This is a genomic window from Micromonospora sp. LOL_025, assembly GCF_048060285.1.
Classification (GTDB): domain Bacteria; phylum Actinomycetota; class Actinomycetes; order Mycobacteriales; family Micromonosporaceae; genus Micromonospora.
This window is the reverse complement of sequence record NZ_JBHMIR010000019.1, coordinates 1-18,921: the sequence shown is the minus strand read 5'-3', so window position 1 is coordinate 18,921 and position 18,921 is coordinate 1. Positions and strand designations below refer to the sequence as shown.

General features: G+C 74.3%; 20 protein-coding genes. 14 read left to right on the top strand and 6 right to left on the bottom strand.

Annotated elements, in window-relative coordinates; all coding sequences use genetic code 11:
• The first annotated feature begins 44 nt into the window (after positions 1 to 44).
• From argJ to argH, 7 genes are read left to right on the top strand one after another with little or no spacing between them, the layout of a single operon-like run.
• Positions 45 to 1,217 (top strand): bifunctional glutamate N-acetyltransferase/amino-acid acetyltransferase ArgJ, encoded by a 1,173-nt coding sequence (gene argJ, locus ACFHW0_RS21520; protein ID WP_416610268.1) that lies wholly within the window; start codon positions 45 to 47, stop codon positions 1,215 to 1,217.
• Entirely contained in the window at positions 1,214 to 2,278 is a 1,065-nt protein-coding gene (gene argB, locus ACFHW0_RS21515; RefSeq protein ID WP_416610266.1) for an acetylglutamate kinase, read from the top strand. The genes argJ and argB overlap by 4 nt, the downstream gene beginning before the upstream one ends.
• Positions 2,275 to 3,702, top strand: coding sequence for an acetylornithine transaminase (locus tag ACFHW0_RS21510; protein ID WP_416610264.1), 1,428 nt, complete (start codon positions 2,275 to 2,277; stop codon positions 3,700 to 3,702). Before argB ends, ACFHW0_RS21510 begins: the two co-directional genes overlap by 4 nt.
• Positions 3,699 to 4,676 carry an ornithine carbamoyltransferase gene (gene argF / locus ACFHW0_RS21505; RefSeq protein ID WP_416610263.1) on the top strand — a complete coding sequence of 326 codons (978 nt, stop codon included), beginning with the start codon at positions 3,699 to 3,701 and terminating at the stop codon, positions 4,674 to 4,676. The genes ACFHW0_RS21510 and argF overlap by 4 nt, the downstream gene beginning before the upstream one ends.
• Positions 4,673 to 5,188, top strand: coding sequence for an arginine repressor (locus ACFHW0_RS21500; protein ID WP_416610261.1), 516 nt, complete (start codon positions 4,673 to 4,675; stop codon positions 5,186 to 5,188). Before argF ends, ACFHW0_RS21500 begins: the two co-directional genes overlap by 4 nt.
• Positions 5,185 to 6,390, top strand: a complete 1,206-nt coding sequence (locus ACFHW0_RS21495) for an argininosuccinate synthase (RefSeq protein ID WP_416610259.1) — start codon at positions 5,185 to 5,187, stop codon at positions 6,388 to 6,390. Before ACFHW0_RS21500 ends, ACFHW0_RS21495 begins: the two co-directional genes overlap by 4 nt.
• A gap of 14 nt (positions 6,391 to 6,404) precedes the next feature.
• A complete protein-coding gene (argH, locus tag ACFHW0_RS21490) occupies positions 6,405 to 7,868 on the top strand; it encodes an argininosuccinate lyase (RefSeq protein ID WP_416610424.1) in 1,464 nt (487 codons plus the stop codon).
• Between the two features lie 40 nt (positions 7,869 to 7,908).
• On the opposite strand, the gene ACFHW0_RS21485 is transcribed toward argH, so the two are convergent.
• Positions 7,909 to 8,265 carry an MmcQ/YjbR family DNA-binding protein gene (locus ACFHW0_RS21485; protein WP_121398845.1) on the bottom strand — a complete coding sequence of 119 codons (357 nt, stop codon included), beginning with the start codon at positions 8,263 to 8,265 and terminating at the stop codon, positions 7,909 to 7,911.
• Positions 8,266 to 8,315: 50 nt separating this feature from the next.
• The gene (locus ACFHW0_RS21480) at positions 8,316 to 8,732 is read right to left on the bottom strand and encodes a DNA-binding protein (RefSeq protein ID WP_416610257.1); all 417 of its coding nucleotides are present in this window, start codon (positions 8,730 to 8,732) and stop codon (positions 8,316 to 8,318) included.
• Positions 8,733 to 8,831: 99 nt separating this feature from the next.
• On the opposite strand from ACFHW0_RS21480, the gene ACFHW0_RS21475 reads away from it, so the two are divergent.
• The 3 genes from ACFHW0_RS21475 (at position 8,832) to ACFHW0_RS21465 (ending at position 11,357) form a co-directional block, all read left to right on the top strand.
• Positions 8,832 to 9,461: a DNA-3-methyladenine glycosylase gene (locus ACFHW0_RS21475; RefSeq protein ID WP_416610422.1), complete on the top strand. Its 630-nt coding sequence runs from the start codon at positions 8,832 to 8,834 to the stop codon at positions 9,459 to 9,461.
• Between the two features lie 166 nt (positions 9,462 to 9,627).
• Positions 9,628 to 10,737, top strand: coding sequence for an LLM class flavin-dependent oxidoreductase (locus ACFHW0_RS21470; RefSeq protein ID WP_416610255.1), 1,110 nt, complete (start codon positions 9,628 to 9,630; stop codon positions 10,735 to 10,737).
• The gene (locus tag ACFHW0_RS21465; RefSeq protein WP_416610253.1) at positions 10,734 to 11,357 is read left to right on the top strand and encodes an FMN reductase; all 624 of its coding nucleotides are present in this window, start codon (positions 10,734 to 10,736) and stop codon (positions 11,355 to 11,357) included. Before ACFHW0_RS21470 ends, ACFHW0_RS21465 begins: the two co-directional genes overlap by 4 nt.
• A gap of 43 nt (positions 11,358 to 11,400) precedes the next feature.
• Here ACFHW0_RS21465 and ACFHW0_RS21460 read toward each other — a convergent pair whose 3' ends face one another.
• The 3 genes from ACFHW0_RS21460 to ACFHW0_RS21450 all read right to left on the bottom strand — a co-directional run bounded on the left by ACFHW0_RS21460 (position 11,401) and on the right by ACFHW0_RS21450 (position 13,851).
• Positions 11,401 to 12,282 (bottom strand): universal stress protein, encoded by an 882-nt coding sequence (locus ACFHW0_RS21460; RefSeq protein ID WP_416610251.1) that lies wholly within the window; start codon positions 12,280 to 12,282, stop codon positions 11,401 to 11,403.
• 128 nt (positions 12,283 to 12,410) lie between these two features.
• Positions 12,411 to 13,307 carry a universal stress protein gene (locus tag ACFHW0_RS21455; protein WP_416610249.1) on the bottom strand — a complete coding sequence of 299 codons (897 nt, stop codon included), beginning with the start codon at positions 13,305 to 13,307 and terminating at the stop codon, positions 12,411 to 12,413.
• 289 nt (positions 13,308 to 13,596) lie between these two features.
• Positions 13,597 to 13,851, bottom strand: coding sequence for a hypothetical protein (locus tag ACFHW0_RS21450; protein ID WP_416610247.1), 255 nt, complete (start codon positions 13,849 to 13,851; stop codon positions 13,597 to 13,599).
• A 96-nt stretch (positions 13,852 to 13,947) separates the two neighbouring features.
• On the opposite strand from ACFHW0_RS21450, the gene ACFHW0_RS21445 reads away from it, so the two are divergent.
• The 3 genes from ACFHW0_RS21445 to ACFHW0_RS21435 all read left to right on the top strand — a co-directional run bounded on the left by ACFHW0_RS21445 (position 13,948) and on the right by ACFHW0_RS21435 (position 16,578).
• Positions 13,948 to 14,430, top strand: a complete 483-nt coding sequence (locus ACFHW0_RS21445) for a GNAT family N-acetyltransferase (RefSeq protein ID WP_121395152.1) — start codon at positions 13,948 to 13,950, stop codon at positions 14,428 to 14,430.
• A 52-nt stretch (positions 14,431 to 14,482) separates the two neighbouring features.
• Positions 14,483 to 15,127 carry a hypothetical protein gene (locus ACFHW0_RS21440; protein ID WP_416610245.1) on the top strand — a complete coding sequence of 215 codons (645 nt, stop codon included), beginning with the start codon at positions 14,483 to 14,485 and terminating at the stop codon, positions 15,125 to 15,127.
• Positions 15,128 to 15,258: 131 nt separating this feature from the next.
• The gene (locus tag ACFHW0_RS21435; RefSeq protein WP_416610243.1) at positions 15,259 to 16,578 is read left to right on the top strand and encodes a hemolysin family protein; all 1,320 of its coding nucleotides are present in this window, start codon (positions 15,259 to 15,261) and stop codon (positions 16,576 to 16,578) included.
• Positions 16,579 to 16,582: 4 nt separating this feature from the next.
• Here ACFHW0_RS21435 and ACFHW0_RS21430 read toward each other — a convergent pair whose 3' ends face one another.
• Positions 16,583 to 16,966: a PaaI family thioesterase gene (locus tag ACFHW0_RS21430; RefSeq protein WP_192581459.1), complete on the bottom strand. Its 384-nt coding sequence runs from the start codon at positions 16,964 to 16,966 to the stop codon at positions 16,583 to 16,585.
• Between the two features lie 105 nt (positions 16,967 to 17,071).
• Between ACFHW0_RS21430 and tyrS the strand changes: the two genes are divergently transcribed.
• The gene (tyrS, locus tag ACFHW0_RS21425) at positions 17,072 to 18,358 is read left to right on the top strand and encodes a tyrosine--tRNA ligase (RefSeq protein WP_416610241.1); all 1,287 of its coding nucleotides are present in this window, start codon (positions 17,072 to 17,074) and stop codon (positions 18,356 to 18,358) included.
• Positions 18,359 to 18,921: the final 563 nt, after the last annotated feature.

Here is an 18,921-nt window from a genome sequence, read left to right as displayed (position 1 = left end):
GCGGCGCGGCGGAGCCCCGCGGTCGCGAACGAAGGAGTAGCGCCGTGAGTGTCACGACCCCGCGGGGGTTCCGGGCGGCCGGGGTGGCCGCCGGGCTCAAGGCCAGCGGCGCGAGCGACGTCGCGCTGGTCGTCAACGACGGCCCGGACGCCGGTGTCGCCGGCGTGTTCACCGCCAACCGGGTGAAGGCCGCGCCGGTGCTCTGGACCCAGCAGGTGGTACGCGGCGGCGTCGCCCGCGCCGTGGTGCTCAACTCCGGCGGCGCCAACGCCTGCACGGGCCCGGCCGGCTTCCAGGACACCCACGCCACGGCCGAGCACACCGCCGCCGCGCTCACCGGGGCCAGTGCCCGGCTGATGCTGGGCGCCGCCGACGTGGCGGTCTGCTCGACCGGGCTGATCGGCGAGCGGCTGCCGATGCAGAAGCTGCTCCCCGGCGTACGCTCGGCGATCCGCCGGCTGTCGCGCGACGGCGGCGCGGCCGCCGCCGAGGCCATCATGACCACGGACACCCGGCCCAAGACCGCAGTGGCCCGGGGCAGCGGCTGGACCGTCGGCGGCATGGCGAAGGGCGCCGGCATGCTCGCCCCGGCGATGGCCACCATGCTCTGCGTGCTGACCACGGACGCGGTGGCCGGGCCCGAGGCCCTCGACGCCGCCCTGCGGGAGGCGTGCCGGGTCACCGTCGACCGGATCGACTCCGACGGCTGCATGTCGACCAACGACACGGTGCTGCTGCTGGCCAGCGGCGCGAGCGGCATCGCCCCGACCCAGGCCGAGCTGACGGCCGCGGTCACCGCCGCCGCCCACGACCTGGCCCAGCAGCTCATCGCCGACGCCGAGGGCGCCACCAAGCAGATCGCCATCGACGTGGTCGGCGCGGAGAGCGAGGACGACGCGGTCGAGGTGGGGCGGTCGGTGGCCCGCAACAACCTGGTGAAGACCGCGCTGTTCGGCAACGACCCGAACTGGGGACGGATCCTCGCCGCCGTCGGCACCACCGCCGCCGCGTTCGAGCCAGACGCGGTCGACGTCGCCGTCAACGGCGTCTGGGTGTGCCGCTCCGGCGCCGCCGCCGAGGACCGGTCGAAGGTCGACCTGACCGGCCGGGACGTCACCATCCGGATCGACCTGCACGCCGGTGCCGCCGAGGCAACGATCTGGACCAACGACCTGTCCCACGCGTACGTGCACGAGAACTCGGCCTACTCGACATGAACCTCTCCACCGACCTCACCCGCGCCCAGGTCAAGGCGGCCACGCTGATCGAGGCGCTGCCCTGGCTGGCCCGCTTCTCCGGCTCGACCGTCGTGGTCAAGTACGGCGGCAACGCCATGGTCGACCCCGAGCTCCAGCGCGCCTTCGCCGCCGACATGGTCTTCCTGCGCTACGCCGGTCTCCGGCCGGTCGTGGTGCACGGCGGCGGCCCGCAGATCTCCGCCATGCTCGGCCGGCTGGGCATCGCCAGCGAGTTCCGGGGCGGCCTGCGGGTCACCACGCCGGAGGCGATGGACGTGGTCCGGATGGTCCTGGTCGGCCAGGTCGGCCGGGAACTGGTCGGCCTGATCAACGCCCACGGCCCGTTCGCGGTGGGCCTCTCCGGCGAGGACGCCGGGCTGTTCACCGCCGTGCGGCGGCCCGCGTACGTGGACGGGCAACCGGTCGACGTCGGGCAGGTCGGCGACGTGGAGTCGGTCGACGTCTCGGCGGTCACCGACCTGATCGGGGCCGGCCGCATCCCGGTGATCTCCACCGTGGCGCCCGACGCCGACGGGGTGCTGCACAACCTGAACGCCGACACCGCCGCCGCCGCGCTCGCCGTCGCCCTCGACGCCCGCAAGCTGGTCGTCCTCACCGACGTGCCGGGTCTCTACGCCGACTGGCCCGACACCGACAGCCTGATCAGCGAGATCACCGTCGACGAGCTGGCGGTGCTGCTGCCGTCGCTGTCCAGCGGCATGGTCCCCAAGATGGAGGCGTGCCTGCGGGCGGTGCGGCAGGGCGTACCGGCCGCGCACGTCGTCGACGGCCGGGTCGCCCACTCCACGCTGCTGGAGGTCTTCACCTCGGAAGGATTCGGAACCATGGTCGTGAGCGCGAGGAGTGCGGGAGCGGAGCGACCAAGCCCCGCAGTCGCGAACGAAGGGGGTGTCGTGAGCGCGAGGAGTGCGGGAGCGGAGCGACCAAGCCCCGCAGTCGCGAACAACGAGGACACCGTCAGCGCGCGGAGCGGGCCCGTCAGCCCCGCCGCCAGCCAGGAAGGCACGATCGCCGGATGAGCACGCTCGTCGAGCGCTGGGCACAGTCCATGATGGACAACTACGGCACGCCGCCGCTCGCCCTCGTCGCCGGCTCCGGCGCCGTCGTGGTCGACGACGCCGGCCGCGAGTACGTCGACCTCGTCGGCGGCATCGCCGTCAACGCCCTCGGCCACGCCCACCCGGCCGTGGTGGCCGCCGTGTCGAAGCAGGTCGCCACCCTCGGGCACGTCTCGAACCTGTACGTCGCCGAGCCGCCGGTGGCCCTCGCCGAGCTGCTGCTGGCCCTGGCCGGACGGCCGGGGCGGGTCTTCTTCGCCAACTCGGGGGCCGAGGCCAACGAGGCGGCGTTCAAGCTCTCCCGGCTCACCGGCCGCTCGCACGTGGTCGCCACCCGGGGCGGCTTCCACGGCCGGACGATGGGCGCGCTCGCCCTCACCGGCCAGCCGGCCAAGGCCGACCCGTTCCGCCCGCTGCCCGGCGAGGTGACCCACGTCGACTACGGCGACGTGGCGGCCCTGGAGGCGGCGGTCACCGACGCCACCGCGATGGTGATCCTGGAACCGGTGCAGGGGGAGAACGGCGTGGTGGTCCCGCCGGCCGGCTACCTGGCCGCCGCGCGCCGGATCACCGCCCGGCACGGCGCGCTGCTGGTGCTCGACGAGGTGCAGACCGGTGTCGGGCGTACCGGGCACTGGTTCGCGCACCAGGCCGAGGGGATCGAGCCCGACGTGGTGACCCTGGCCAAGGGGCTCGGCGGTGGGCTGCCCATCGGCGCCTGCCTGGCCTTCGGCCGCGCCGCCGAGCTGCTCGCCCCTGGTTCGCACGGCACCACCTTCGGCGGCAACCCGGTGAGTTGCGCCGCCGCCCTCGCGGTGGTGTCGACCATCGCCAGCGAAGGGCTGCTCGACCACGTCAAGCGGGTCGGCGAGCGGCTGCGCCGGGGGATCGACTCGCTGGGCCATCCGCTCATCGACGGCGTACGCGGCGCGGGCCTGCTGCTCGGTGTGGTGCTGGCCGCGCCCGTCGCGAAGGTGCTCGCCGAGGCGCTGCGGGAGGCCGGCTTCCTGGTCAACCCGGTGCAGCCCGGCGTGGTACGGCTCGCCCCGCCGCTGATCCTCACCGCCGCCCAGGCCGACGACTTCCTGGCCGCCCTCCCCGCCGCCCTGGACGCGGCGTCCCCGGCCGCCGCCGGCTCCGTCCCGTCCGCCGGCTCCGTCGCGCCCGCTGCCGGCGCGTCCCCGATCACCGCCACCCGCGCCCCCGGCTCCGGCCCCGGCTCCGCGCCGGATCTTGGTGGGAAACGGCCCCTGGAGGGGCCGGAACCTACCAAGATCTCGACGCCGTCCACCGGGTCCACGCCGTCCACGGCGCCCACGTCCATCGTGCCTACGCCTACCGCGCCCACCGTGGCGATGCCGAGCACGACGGAGGCGGGGGCGTGATCCGGCACTTCCTGCGGGACGACGATCTGAGCCCTGCCGAGCAGTCGGCCGTGCTCGACCTCGCGGCGCGGATGAAGGCCGACCGGTTCGGTCACCGGCCGCTGGCCGGGCCCCGGTCGGTGGCGGTGCTGTTCGACAAGCAGAGCCTGCGTACCCGGTTCTCGTTCGACGTCGGCATCGCCGAGCTGGGCGGGCACCCCCTCGTGGTGGACACCCAGGTCACCCACTTCGGGCGGGGCGAGACCCTGGCCGACGCCGGCCGGGTGCTGTCCCGCTACGTCGCGGCGATCGTGCTGCGTACCCACGGCGACGACCGGATCGCCGAGGTGGCCGACGGCGCCAGCGTGCCGGTGGTCAACGCGCTCACCGACGGCTTCCACCCCTGCCAGCTCCTGGCCGACCTGCTCACCGTCCGCGAGCACTGCGGCGGCACCGCCGGGCGGACGCTGGCCTACGTCGGCGACGCGGCGAACAACCTCGCCCACTCGTACCTGCTGGCCGGTGCGACCGCCGGCATGCACGTCCGGGTCGCCGGGCCGGCCGGCTTCGGCCCCGACCCGGAGGTGGCCGCCAGGGCCGCGAAGATCGCCGCCGGCACCGGGGGATCGGTGCAGGCGCTCACCGACCCGGTCGCGGCGGTGGCCGGCGCCGACGTGGTCGCCACGGACACCTGGACCTCGATGGGCCAGGAGGACGACGGGCTGGACCGGGTCACCCCGTTCCTGCCGTACCAGGTCAACGCCGCGCTGCTCGCCCACGCCGCGCCGGACGCCGTCGTGCTGCACTGCCTGCCCGCGCACCGGGGCGAGGAGATCACCGACGAGGTGCTCGACGGCCCGCGCAGCGTCGTGTTCGACCAGGCGGAGAATCGGCTGCACGCCCAGAAGGCGCTGCTGACGTTCCTCCTCGGGGCCGCGCCCGCCGCCCCGGACGCGGCGGCGCCGGGCCTCGCCGCGACCAGGGAGACACCATGACCGCCCCGCTGACCCGCGCCGCCCGGCACGCCCGCATCGTCGAGCTGATCCGCGACAAGGCGATCCACTCGCAGACCGAGCTGGCCGACCTGCTCGCCGGCGACGGGATCCAGGTCACCCAGGCCACCCTCTCCCGGGACCTCAAGGAGCTGGGCGCGGTCACCGCGCGCGGCGGCGACGGGCGGGCCGTCTACCACATCCCCGAGGACGGCCACCGGCCGCTGCGCGACGCCGAGGCGGCGCCGGCCCGGCTGGTCCGGCTGCTGCGCGAGCTGCTCAACGGGGTCGACGCCAGCGGCAACATCGCCGTACTGCGCACCCCGCCGGGCGCAGCCCAGTACCTGGCCAGCGCGTTGGACCGAGCGGGCCTGCCCGAGATCGTCGGCACCATCGCCGGCGACGACACCATCCTCGTCGTGGCCCGCGAGGCCGTCGGCGGGGCCGCGCTCGGCGACAAGCTCGCCGGCTGGGCCCGCCGCGAAGAGAACGTCGAAGGGAACACCACGCCATGACCGAGCGGGTCGTACTCGCCTACTCCGGAGGGCTCGACACCTCCGTCGCCATCCCGTACCTGGCCGACCGGACCGGCGCCGAGGTGATCGCGGTGGCGGTCGACGTCGGGCAGGGCGGCGAGGACCTCGGCGCGATCCGGCAGCGCGCCCTGGACTGCGGCGCCGTGGAGTCGGAGGTCATCGACGCGCGCGACGAGTTCGCCGCCGAGTACTGCCTGCCGGCCGTCCGTGCCAACGCGCTCTACATGGACCGCTACCCGCTGGTGTCCGCGCTGTCCCGGCCGCTGATCGTCAAGCATCTGGTGGCCGCGGCCCGCAGGCACGGCGGCACCATCGTGTCGCACGGCTGCACCGGCAAGGGCAACGACCAGGTCCGCTTCGAGGTGGGCCTCGGCGCGCTCGCCCCCGACCTCAGGATCGTCGCGCCGGCCCGGGACTACGCCTGGACCCGGGACAAGGCGATCGCCTTCGCCGAGGAGAAGGGGCTGCCGATCGACGTGTCGGCGAAGTCCCCGTACTCCATCGACCAGAACCTGTGGGGCCGCGCCGTCGAGACGGGCTTCCTGGAGGACATCTGGAACGGTCCGGTGGAGGACCTCTACTCGTACACCTCCGACCCGGCGCAGGAGCGCGACGCCGACGAGGTCGTGATCACCTTCGACGCCGGCGTCCCGGTGGCGATCGACGGCGAGACCGTCACCCCGTACCAGGCGATCCTGGAGCTCAACCGGCGCGCCGGCGCCCAGGGCGTCGGCCGGCTCGACATGGTCGAGGACCGCCTCGTCGGCATCAAGAGCCGCGAGGTGTACGAGGCGCCCGGCGCGATCGCGCTGGTCACCGCCCACCAGGAGCTGGAGGCGGTGACCGTGGAGCGGGACCTGGCCCGGTTCAAGCGCGGCGTCGACCAGCGCTGGGGCGAGCTGGTCTACGACGGCCTCTGGTTCTCGCCGCTGAAGCGCTCGCTGGACGCGTTCATCGACGACGCGCAGCGGCACGTCACCGGTGAGGTGCGGCTGACCCTGCACGGCGGCCGGGCCACCGTCACCGGACGCCGCTCCGAGGCCAGCCTCTACGACTTCGGCATGGCCACCTACGACACGGGGGACACCTTCGACCAGTCCCTGGCGAAGGGCTTCGTGCAGCTCTGGGGCCTGCCCAGCAAGATGGCCGCCGCGCGGGACGCCCGGCTGGGCGGTTGCTGAGCATGGGCACCACAATGGGCGGCGTGGACGACAAGAGCCTGACCGAGAACAGTGCCGCCACCAACCGCACGAGCCTCTGGGGCGGCCGCTTCGCCGGTGGCCCCGCCGAGGCCCTGGCCCGACTGTCGGTGAGCGTGCAGTTCGACTGGCGGCTGGCCCCGTACGACATCGCGGCGTCCCGGGCGCACGCCCGGGTGCTCGCCGGGGCCGGCCTGCTCGACCCGGAGGAACTGGGCCGGATCCTCGCCGCCCTCGACGACCTGGAGGCCGCCTGCGCCTCCGGGCAGTTCCGTCCCACGGTCGACGACGAGGACGTGCACACCGCCCTGGAGCGCGGCCTGCTGGAGCGGCTCGGCAGCCTCGGCGGCAAGCTGCGCGCCGGCCGGTCCCGCAACGACCAGGTCGCCACCGACCTGCGGCTCTACCTGCGCGACCACGCCCGGGGCGTGGCCGGTCGGCTGGTCGAGCTGGCCGAGGCCCTGGTCGAGCAGGCCGAGCGGCACGTGGAGACCGCCGCGCCCGGCATGACGCACCTCCAGCACGCCCAGCCGGTGACGTTCGGGCACTGGCTGCTGGCCCACGTGCAGCCGCTGCTGCGCGACCTGGAGCGGCTCAGCGACTGGGACCACCGCACGGCGGTCAGTCCGCTCGGCGCGGGCGCGCTGGCCGGCTCGGGCCTGCCCCTGGACCCGGTGGCCGTCTCCAAGGAGCTGGGCTTCCGCACGTCCTTCGCCAACTCGATGGACGCGGTCGCCGACCGGGACTTCGTCGCCGAGTTCCTGTTCGTCACCGCGATGATCGGGGTGCACCTGTCCCGCCTCGGCGAGGAGGTGGTGCTCTGGACCTCGCAGGAGTTCGGCTGGGTGGAGCTGGACGACGCGTTCGCCACCGGTTCGTCGATCATGCCGCAGAAGAAGAACGCGGACATCGCCGAGCTGGCCCGGGGCAAGTCCGGCCGGCTCGTCGGCGGGCTGGTGAGCGTGCTCACCATGCTCAAGGGCCTGCCGATGAGCTACGACCGGGACATGCAGGAGGACAAGGAGCCGGCCTTCGACGCGGTCGACACCCTGGAGCTGCTGCTGCCGGCGCTCGCCGGAATGATCTCCACGATGACCGTTCGCGCCGACCGCCTCGTCGCCGCCGCGCCGGTCGGTTTCTCCCTCGCCACCGAGGTCGCGGACTGGCTGGTGCGCCGCAACGTGCCGTTCCGCGACGCGCACGAGATCACCGGGAAGCTGGTGGCGCTCTGCGTGGCCCGCGACTGCGCCCTCGACGAGGTCAGCGACGACGACCTCGCGGCGGTCAGCGAGCACCTCGACCCGTCGGTGCGCGACGTGCTCTCGGTCCGCTCGGCGCTCGCGGCCCGGATCACGCCCGGCTCGACCGGTCCCGGGCCGGTCGCCGACCAGCTCGCCACCGCCGCCGACAAGCTCGCCGGCTGGCGGGAGTGGGCCGCCGAGCGGGTCGTGCCCCGCTGAGTCGCCGACCCCGCGCGGCGCCGCCGGTGTCGCGCGGGGTTCAGCCCGCCGGGCGCTCCCGCTTCGGGAGCTTCGCCACCACGGCGTCGTACGACCCGTCGACCGCCTCGATCAGCTCCTCCTCGTCGATCCCGCCGGCCAGGCGTAGCGTGTTCCAGCCGGCGCGCCCGATGTACGGCGACGGCCTCGCGTCGCCCGGGTGCCGGTGCAGCCACTCGTCGGCCACCTCCCGGCTCGGGCCGCACTTCACCCCGACGGTCGGCTCGTCGCCGCCGGCGGAGCCGAGGAAGGCGAAGATCCGGCTGCCGACCTTCACCACCTCGTCGCCCTCCCACGGCTGGTCCAGCCAGGCCCCCGGCTTCCCCAGGCAGTACGCCAGCATCTCCTCGCGCGTCATCGCGTCCTCCTCGACACCGTTCCCGCGCCCAGTCTCGTCCATCGGCGGCGTCATTCGGTGGTGGCGGTGCGGGCGGAGAGCCGTTCGAAGCGCTGCTTGGCGGCCTGCGCGCTGCCCAGCCCGAGCCCGTACGCGATCTGCTGCCAGGTCAGCCCGCGGCTGCGGGCCAGCGTGAGCAGCCCCGCCTCCATCGCGTCGACCTCGGCGCGCAGGTGCGGGACGAGGGTGAGCGCCGCGACGAGGTCCGCCTCGTCGACGGGCTCCTCGCCGGGCTCGACCTCGGCTCCGCCGGCGGCCAGGGCGGTGACCAGCGCGACCGCCTCGTAGGCGTCCGGCACGTAGGGGTTGGTGTGCCGGCGGCGGCGTGCCTCGGTGCCGGCGTGCCGCTCGGTGATCCGGTGCAGGGCGGCGTAGGTGCGGTGCGCCCGGGACGCGCCGGCGTCGGGGGCGGTGAAGGAGTCGGTCATGCCCCCACTCCATCACGTCAACGATTTCTTGTCAACGGACTGTTGAGGACCGGTCTCGACCGGCGGCCGGGCACGCCGGCGGATAGGGTCGTTGCCGTGGTGGCGTACTCCGACCGCCGCCCCGCCGATCTCGCGGGGCTGGCCGACCTGCTCGCCGGCCCGGTGGTGCCGGCCGCCCGGGGCCTGCTCGGCTGCCGGCTCACCGCCGGCGACGTCACCGTCCGGATCACCGAGGTCGAGGCGTACGCCGGGACGGCCGGCGACCCGGCGTCGCACGCGCACCGGGGCCGCACCCCGCGCAACGCGGTCATGTTCGGGCCGGCCGGGCACGCCTACGTCTACTTCACCTACGGCATGCACTGGTGCGTGAACGTGGTCACGGGGCCCGACGGGGAGGCCTCGGCGGTGCTGCTGCGCGCGGGCGAGGTGGTCGACGGCATCGAGGCGGCCCGGGCCCGACGCCCCGCCGTACGCCGGGACGTCGATCTCGCGCGCGGGCCCGCCCGGCTCTGCGCGGCCCTGGGTGTCGACAAGAGTGCCTACGGCCGCTGGCTGCTCGGCGACGGCCCCGTCCGCCTGCGCCCGGCCGAGGCGCCGGTGCCCGGCGAGGCGGTCGCCGCCGGGCCCCGCGTCGGCGTCACCGGCGCGCACGACGTGCCGTGGCGGTTCTGGATCGCCGGCGACCCGACCGTGAGCGCCTACCGCCGGCACGTGCCGCGCAGCCGCTGACCTGCCCGGGGGCGCCCCGGCGCGCGATCGACGCGGGCGGCGCGACGGGCGTGACGGCGGCCACCGGCGGTGCCTCCGGCGACGGAATAGTTGACTCGTCAAATATGTTGTGCGGTGCGTCCGGGAGCCGCAGCGGCCCCGGCCGGGACAACGCGAGGAGCTGGTCATGCAGTTCGGAGTCTTCACCGTCGGCGACGTCACGGTCGACCCGACCACCGGTCGCGAGCCGACCGAGCATGAGCGGATCAAGGCGATGGTCGCCATCGCGCTCAAGGCCGAGGAGGTCGGCTTGGACGTCTTCGCCACCGGTGAGCACCACAACCCGCCGTTCGTGCCGTCGTCGCCGACCACCATGCTGGGCTTCGTCGCGGCCCGCACCGAGCGCCTGCTGCTCTCCACCGCCACCACGCTGATCACCACCAACGACCCGGTGAAGATCGCCGAGGACTACGCGATGCTCCAGCACCTCGCCGACGGCCGGGTGGACCTGATGATGGGGCGCGGCAACACCGGGCCGGTGTATCCGTGGTTCGGCCAGGACATCCGCAACGGCATCCCCCTCGCCGTCGAGAACTACGACCTGCTGCACCGGCTCTGGCGCGAGGACGTGGTCGACTGGAAGGGCCGCTTCCGCACCCCGTTGCAGTCGTTCACGTCGACGCCGCGTCCGCTCGACGGCGTGCCGCCGTTCGTCTGGCACGGCTCGATCCGCAGCCCCGAGATCGCCGAGCAGGCCGCCTACTACGGTGACGGCTTCTTCGCCAACCACATCTTCTGGCCCAAGGAGCACACGCAGCGGATGGTCGGGCTGTACCGGCAGCGCTTCGCGCACTACGGTCACGGCTCCGCCGACCAGGCCATCGTGGGCCTCGGCGGGCAGGTGTTCATGCGGCGCAACTCGCAGGACGCGGTGCGGGAGTTCCGGCCGTACTTCGACAACGCCCCGGTCTACGGGCACGGCCCGTCGCTGGAGGAGTTCACCACGCAGACGCCGCTGACCGTGGGCAGCCCGCAGCAGGTGATCGACCGCACGCTGGGCTTCCGCGACTACGTCGGCGACTACCAGCGCCAGCTGTTCCTCATGGACCACGCCGGCCTGCCCCTGAAGACCGTGCTGGAGCAGCTCGACCTGCTCGGCGAGGAGGTCGTCCCCGTGCTGCGCAAGGAGTTCGAGTCGCTGCGCCCGGCGCACGTGCCCGCCGCGCCCACCCACGCGTCGCTGCGGGACGCCGCCGGGACCCCCGCCGACCGGGCCGGGGCGGAGGCCCGTCGATGACCAGCCGCACCCTCGCCGTGGTGTCGGCCGGGCTGGGGCGGCCCTCGTCGACCAGGCTGCTCGCCGACCAGCTCGCCGCGGCCACCCGCGACGAGCTGGCCCGGCGCGGCGACGACGTCGACGTACGCCCCGTCGAGCTGCGCGAGCACGCCCACGACATCGTCAACCACCTGCTGACCGGCTTCCCGTCGCCCGCGCTGCGGGAGGTGCTCGACACGGTCACCGGCGCGGACGGGCTGATCGCCGTCACGCCGATCTTCCACGCCTCGTACAACGGGCTGTTCAAGTCGTTCTTCGACCTGGTCGAGTCCGGCGCGCTCGCGGACCGGCCGGTGCTGGCCGGCGCCACCGGCGGAACGGCCCGGCACTCGCTGGCGCTGGAGCACGCCCTCCGGCCGATGTTCGCCCACCTGCGGTCGGTCGTGGTCCCCACCGCGGTCTTCGCCGCCCCGGAGGACTGGTCCGCCGGGGCCGCCGACGGCGCGCTGCGGGCGCGGATCGTCCGCGCCGGCAGCGAGCTGGCCGAGCAGATCCACCGACGGTCGCCGTCCACCGGCCCCGCCGACCCCTTCGCCCTGACCACCAGCTTCGACGAGCTGCTCGGGGGTCGGGACCACTGACCGCCGCCGGCCCGCCGACCCGGGGCCGGCGGGCCGGGGCACGTCAGCGGGCGTGACCGTACGGGCGGGCCACCAGCACCGGGCAGTGCGCGTGCTGCACGAGGGCCTGGCTGACCGAGCCGAGCAGCAGCCCGGCGAACCCGCCCCGGCCCCGGGAGCCGACCACCACCAGCGCCGCGTCCCCGCTGGCCTCGACGAGCGCCTGCTCGGCCTTCGGCGCCCGGAGCACCCGCCCCTCGACGGCCAGCCCCGGGTGGCTGCCCCGGACGGCCGACGCGGCGGTGGCCAGCAGCTCGGCGGAGCCCGCGTGCGCGGCGGCCTGCGTCTCCGTCACCTCGTCCGCCGCCGGGCGGTCCCCGTCCGGCGGCTGGACGTGCACCAGCACCAGCCCGTCGCCACGGCGGGCCGCCTCGTCGGCCGCGTACCCGACCGCCAGCTCGGCGGGCTCCGACCCGTCGACCCCGACCAGCACCGGCCCGGCGACCGGGATCGGCTCCTCGGCGGGGCGCACCACCAGCACCGGGCAGTGCGCGTGGGCGGCCACCTGTGTGCCCACCGAGCCGAGCAGCAGCCCGGCGAAGCCGCCCAGCCCCCGGCTGCCCACCACCACCAGCTCGGCCCGCCGGGACTCCTCGACCAGCGTCGCACCCGGCCCGCCCGCCACCTGGCGCACCTCGACGGTCAGCCCCGGGCAGCGCCCGGCGAGATCGGCGGCCGTGCGTTCCAACATCTTCTGCGCGTCCTCGGTCGGCGCCGGCAACCCCACGTCGTACGGGTTGAGCGGCACGCCGTAACCGAGCGGGTGCAGGTAGCCGTGCACCAGGTGCAGGGGGCGGGACCGCAGCACGGCGGCCCGCGCGGCGTGCTCCGCCGCCAGCAGGCTCGCCGGCGATCCGTCCACGCCCACCACCACGGGTCGGTTCATCAGCCCTCCCAGAGATCGATCAGGCCATTGTCGACGCGGCACCGCCGACCCGCCGGCATTTGCGTCGACGCCGTCGCGCCGGCCGGGGGGAGCGGCCGACGCGACGGCGTCGCGGTGCGATGACCGGGTCAGGACGCGTCGGCCTGCTTGGGGTGCCGCACGATCACCAGCGGACAGTGCGCGTGGTGCAGGACCGCGTGGCTGACCGAGCCGAGCAGCAGCCCGCCCAGCGCGCCCCGCCCCCGCGCGCCCACGACCACCAGCTGGGCCTTCTTCGACTCCTCGACGAGCACGCCGCCGGGGGAGCCGCGGACCAGCCGGTGCTGCGTCGGCACGTCGGGGTAGCGCTCGGCGAAGCCGGCGAGGGACTCCACGAGGGCGCGCTCCTCGTCCGCGGCGAAGGCGTCCAGGTCGTAGACCAGGGGCAGGATGTCGCCCGGGCCGACCGGCGTGGGGTAGAGCCAGGCCTGCACCGCGACCAGCGGGGCGCCCCGGCGGCTCGCCTCCTCGAAGGCGGAGGCGACGGCCTCGAGGGAGCACTCGGAGCCGTCGACGCCCACCACGACCGGGCCGTCGGCGCGCTGCTCGCCGCGTACCACCAGGACGGGGACCTTCGCGTGGGCGGCGACCTGCACGGTGACGGAGCCGAGCAGCAGCCCGGCGAAACCGCCCAGGCCTCGGTGGCCCAGCACCAGCAGGGCGGCGTCCCGGGACTCGTCGAGCAGGACGGGAGTCGCCGCGCCGTCGACCACCACGCCGGTCACCGGCACGTCCGGGGCGGTCTTGTTGGCCTCGGCGATGGCCTCGGCGACGTACCGCTCGGCCTGGTTGCGCAAACCGGCGCCGGCCGGCGCGCCCTCGGCGGCACCGAGCGGGGCGCGCGTCAGGGGCCAGATGAAGGCGTGCACGACCCGCAGCGGGCGCTGTCGCTGCGCCGCCTCCCGCGCCGCCACCCGGACCGCGTCGAGCGCGGCGGCCGAGCCGTCCACACCCACCACGACGGGGGCACCGGCGTTGATGGTCATCGACTCCTCCTTCGTCCGCCCTCAGCCTGCGTCATCCGAACGCTACCCGTCAGAGGCGGCCGTCCCGACCAGCGGGACCTTGGTCCCGGATCGCAGACCGCCGGCCGCCGGCCCGGTCGTCCGCGCCCGCCGGCTGATCCGTCCGGCCCGCGTCGCCACCGGCGGGGACCGCCCGGGCGGACACTCCGTCGCCCCCGGGCGGGACCGCCGACCGGCCGGGACACCGATCATCTCGGCCAGGCGGGCGGCAACCGCGACCGCGACCGGTGTGGACGCTGTCCGTCATCCGTCATCCGTCGCCGACCGGCCGGCCGCGCACCACCAGCTCATCGACCTCCAGCCTGCCGATGCGCAGCTCGCGGATCACCGCCCGGCGGATCGCCAGCCGCCCGATCGCGAGCGCGCCGACGGCGGCGGCACCGCAGGCCAGCGCCCCCACGGCCAGCGCCCCGACCGACGCCGCCCCCGCCGCCCGCGCGCCCGCCGCCGCCGCACCGGTGGCGCTCGTCCCGACCACCCGCGCGCTCCGTACCGTTCGTCCCATCCCGCCATTGTCGGCGCACCGGCGGCGGCGCGCGCCCGGATCATGCGCACCCGGCCCCCGATCCGGTTGTCGGTGGTGGGTCCTATCCTCGGCCCCGTGACCGCCGAGCTGCACCTGCGTCCCGTGCGCGACGACGACCTGCCCCTCTTCTTCGCCCACGAGCAGGACGCGGAGGCCAACTGGATGGCCGCGTTCGGGCCGGAGGACCCGGCCGACCGGGAGCGGTTCGACGCCCACTGGCGGCGCGTGCGCGCCGACGAGCGGATCGTCCCCCGCACGGTGGTCGTCGACGGCGAGGTCGTCGGCCACGTGGTCGCCTTCCCCGTCGGCGAGCAGACCGAGGTCAGCTACTGGATCGACCCGCGACGCTGGGGTCGGGGGCACGCCACGGCGGCGCTCGCCGCGCTGCTGCGCGAGCTGCCCCAGCGGCCCGTGCACGCCCGCGCCGCCAAGGACAACCGCGCCTCGCTCGCCGTGCTGCGCAAGTGCGGCTTCGTCGTCACCGGCGAGGACAAGGGGTACGCCAACGGCCGGGGCACCGAGGTGGAGGAATGGGTGCTGGAGCTCGCCGGCGACTGACCCGCCGCCGCCCGCCGGGTCACCGCGTCCGCCCGAGCACTACTCTCGCGGGGTGAACTGGCTGGAACTGATCGGCTGGACCGGCTCCGCGCTGCTGGTCTGGTCGCTGCTGCAGACGCGCATCCTCCGGCTGCGTGCCCTGAACCTGGTCGGCTGCCTGATCCTGATCGGTTACAACGCCGCCGTGCAGGTCTGGCCCATGGTCGGGCTGAACGTCGTACTCGCCGTGATCAACGTCTGGTACCTGCGGACCATGCTCGCCACCCGCCACGACGAGACCACCTACCAGGTGGTCGAGGTCGGGGTCGACGACCAGTTCCTGGCCCACACGCTGAGTGTGCACGCCGCCGACATCGCCCGGTTCAACCCCGGCTTCCGCTGGCCCCCCGGCACCGCCGCCGAGCGTTCGGCATTCCTGGTCGTACGCGCCGACGAGGTGGTCGGCGTGGTGCTGTCGCACGCCGAGGCCGACGGCGTGGCGCAGGTCGACCTCGACTACGTGACCCGACGGTTCCGGGACTTCACCCCGGGCGAGTTCGTCTACCGGCGCAGCAGCCTCTTCACCGACCGAGGCTTCCACCGGGTGATCACCCCGCCCGGCATGGTCGCCCCGTACTACCACCGGCTCGGCTTCCGCCCCGAGGGCCGCTCGTACGTCCTCGACCTGCCCGCCCCGCCGGTCGCCCGGCAGGCCTGATCACATCGGGCACCGGACGAGGATTCGCCGGTCGGCCCGGTGGGCACAGACTGGCCTACGCCGGCCGTGACCCTCGGCCGGCGGTGCCCGTCGTGCCGGCGGGCACCTGTTCCGCGTGAGGAGAGCCGGGCGTGCAGAGCATCTGGACCCAACTGGCCCTGGTCGGTGTCCTGGTCATCCTCAACGCGGTCTTCGCCGGCAGCGAGATGGCACTGGTCTCGCTGCGGGACAGCCAGATCCAGCGGCTGGAACGCACCAGCCGAGCCGGCCGGGTGCTGGCCCGCCTCGCCAAGGACCCGAACCGCTTCCTGGCCACCATCCAGATCGGGATCACCCTCGCCGGCTTCCTGGCGTCGGCCGCGGCGGCGGTGTCGCTGGCCAAGCCCCTCGTGCCGCTCCTCAGCGCGCTCGGCGGCGCCGCCGAGACCGTCGCGATCGTGGTGGTCACCCTCGCGCTGACCTTCGTCACCCTGGTCTTCGGCGAGCTGGCCCCGAAGCGGATCGCCATGCAGGCCGCGGAGCGGTGGGCGCTGCTGGTCGCCCGCCCGCTCGACCTGCTGGCCTCCGTGACCCGGCCGGCCGTCTGGGCCCTCGGCGCCACCAGCGACCTGGTGGTACGCCTGGTCGGGCTCAACCCGAAGCACGAGCCCGACGAGATCGGCCCCGACGAGCTGCGGGACATCGTCGCCGGCAACCACGGCTTCACCAAGGAGCAGCGGACCATCATCGCCGGCGCCGTCGAGATCGCCGACCGGCAGCTGCGGGCGGTGCTCGTACCCCGGTTGCAGGTCTTCACGCTCGACAGCGGCACCACGGCGGAGGCCGCGCGGCTGCTGCTGGCCGCCACCGGCCACTCCAGGGCGCCGGTGGTCCGGCACGGCGGCCTCGACGACGCGGTCGGCGTGATCCACCTGCGTGACCTCGTCGGCGTCCCCGAGGACCGGCCGGTCGACGAGTGCGCGCGCCCGCCGATGCTGCTGCCGGACTCCCTGCCGGTGGTGGACGCGCTGCGGCAGTTCAAGGCCGAACGCCAGCACATCGCCCTGGTGGTGGACGAGCGGGGAGCCGTCGACGGGATCGTCACCCTGGAGGACATCCTCGAGGAGATCGTCGGGGAGATCTACGACGAGACCGACCGGGACGTGCGCTCCGTGCGCACCGAGCCGGACGGCGCGATGTGGCTCCCCGGCACCTTCCCCGTGCACGACCTCGCCGATCTGGGCGTCGAGCTGCCCGGCCGCCCCGGCGGCGACTACACCACCATCGCGGGTCTCGTGCTGGCCTGCCTCGGCCACATCCCCACCGTGGCGGGGGAGAGCGTCGTCGTGGACGGATGGGAGCTGGAGGTGACCCGCATCGACCACCGCGCTATCGCCGGGGTCCGACTGCGCCGGCAGGCCGAGCCGGCGTCCGACGCGGCCGAGGCCGTGCTGGACGAGGCCAGAAGCTGACCGGTCAGGCCGGATAGAGGTTCTGCAGCCGGACCTGGCCGCGGGCCACGAGCCGGGCGTCGGCGTCGGTGATCTCCACCTGCCAGAGCTGCTGGCTGCGCCCCCGGTGCACGGGGGTGCCCACCGCGGTCAGCTCGCCGTCGCGGACCGCGCGCAGGAAGTCGGTCTGGTTCGACACGCCCACGACGCGTCCGCGCTCGCCCAGCCACAGCGACCCGCCGATGCTGGCGGCCGTCTCGACCACCGAGCAGTACACGCCGCCGTGCTGGATGCCGAACGGTTGGTGCAGCTCAGGGCGGACCTGCCAACGGATCACCACCCGGTCGCCGTCGACCTCGTCGAGCTTGAGGCCGAGCAGGGCGACGAAGCCGCCCGTCAGATCCGGCATGTCCACGGCGTTCCCTCCTCGATCACGGCGCCGCCAGCCTACGCCGACGGCCGCCCGGCAAACCCGGTACGTTCCGCCCCCGGTCATGGGGGACAATCGGTGACCGTGACCGACAGCAGCCCCCCGCCGCCCGGGCGGGACTCCCTGACCGACGACCTGCGGTGGCGGGGCCTGATCCAGGACTCCACCGGCCTCGACGAGCTGCGTGCGCTGCTCGACGGCGGCTCCGCCGCCTACTACGTGGGCTTCGACCCGACCGCGCCGAGCCTGCACGTCGGCCATCTCATGCAGGTCGCCACGGCACGTCGGCTCCAGCTCGCCGGGCACCGGCCGCTGCTGCTCGTCGGCGGCGCCACCGGCCAGATCGGCGACCCGAAGGAGAGCGCCGAGCGGAGCCTCAACCCGCCCGAGGTGGTCGCCGGCTGGGTGGCCCGGATCCGCGACCAGCTCGCCCCCTTCGTCTCGTACGAGGGGGAGAACGCGGCGCAACTGGTCAACAACCTGGACTGGACCGGCGAGATGTCGGTGGTCGAGTTCCTCCGCGACGTCGGCAAGCACTTCCCGGTCAACAAGATGCTGGCCCGGGAGGTGGTCAGGGCGCGGCTGGAGAGCGGCATCAGCTTCACCGAGTTCAGCTACCAGCTGCTCCAGGCGAACGACTTCTTCGAGCTGCACCGCCGGCACGGCTGCCAGCTCCAGTTCGGCGGCTCGGACCAGTGGGGCAACATCACCGCCGGCGTCGACTACATCCGCCGGCGCGGTGCCGGCCCGGTGCAGGCGTTCACCACGCCGCTGGTGACGAAGTCCGACGGCACGAAGTTCGGCAAGACCGAGGGCGGCGCGATCTGGCTCGACCCCGAGATGACCAGCCCCTACGCGTTCTACCAGTTCTGGGTCAACGTCGACGACCGGGACGTGACTCGCTATCTGCGGTACTTCAGCTTCCGTTCCCGCGAGGAGCTGGAGGCGCTGGAGAAGGAGACCGCCGAGCGGCCGGCGGCCCGGGCGGCGCAGCGGGCGCTCGCCGAGGAGCTGACCACGCTGGTGCACGGCGAGCGGGAGATGGCGCAGGTGGTCGCCGCGAGCCAGGCGCTCTTCGGCCGCGGCTCGCTGGACGAGCTGGCGCCGGCGACGCTGCGGGCCGCGCTGGCCGAGGCCGGCCTGGTCCACGTCGACGAGCTGCCCGACGTCGCCGGGTTGCTGCGCGACGCCGGGCTGGTCCCCAGCCTTAAGGAGGCGCGCCGGGTGATCGCCGAGGGCGGCGCCTACGTGAACAACACCCGGGTCACCGAGACCGACGCCACGGTGGACCCCGGCGACCTGCTGCACGGCCGGTACCTGGTGCTGCGCCGCGGCAAGCGGTCGTTCGCCGGGGTCGAGCTACGCGGATAGCCGTACGTCGCCCGACGTGACGCGGGACGCCCCCGGCGGATTTGACGATCGATCCGCCGGGGGCGTAACTTTCTCTCTGCCAGCGCGGAACGGACGAACCGGGGCGAAGCCACCGGAGGCCGGGCGCGGGAATGAGCTTCGGGTCCGGTGTGTTGCACTCATCGGTGCCCGGACCGGGCGGTGCCCCGGATCCACCGCGAGGCGGATTTGGCGAGGCGGAACCGACCGGGTATGGTTCATCGCCGGTAGGGAACCGGGCGAGCTTGCGGGAGACCGCAGCGGCCGGCCTGCCGGAAGTCACGACCGACAGCGGCGGAAGCCGATGTCCTGTGGCGCCCGGAAATGGGATTGAAGTGGTGCGGTTCGCTGCGAAGCGGTTTGACACGGCGGAAACCAGCGGGTAACGTAGTAAAAGTGCCCGGCGCGGGAAGCGGCGGGTGCGGCGAACGAAATGCCCCGGGTCGGGGGCTCCACGGTGTGGGGTTTCCGGGCGGTGTGTGGTTGTTCTTTGAGAACTCAACAGGGTGCTTGATAAGCCAGTGCCAAATTGATTTATACCCCGG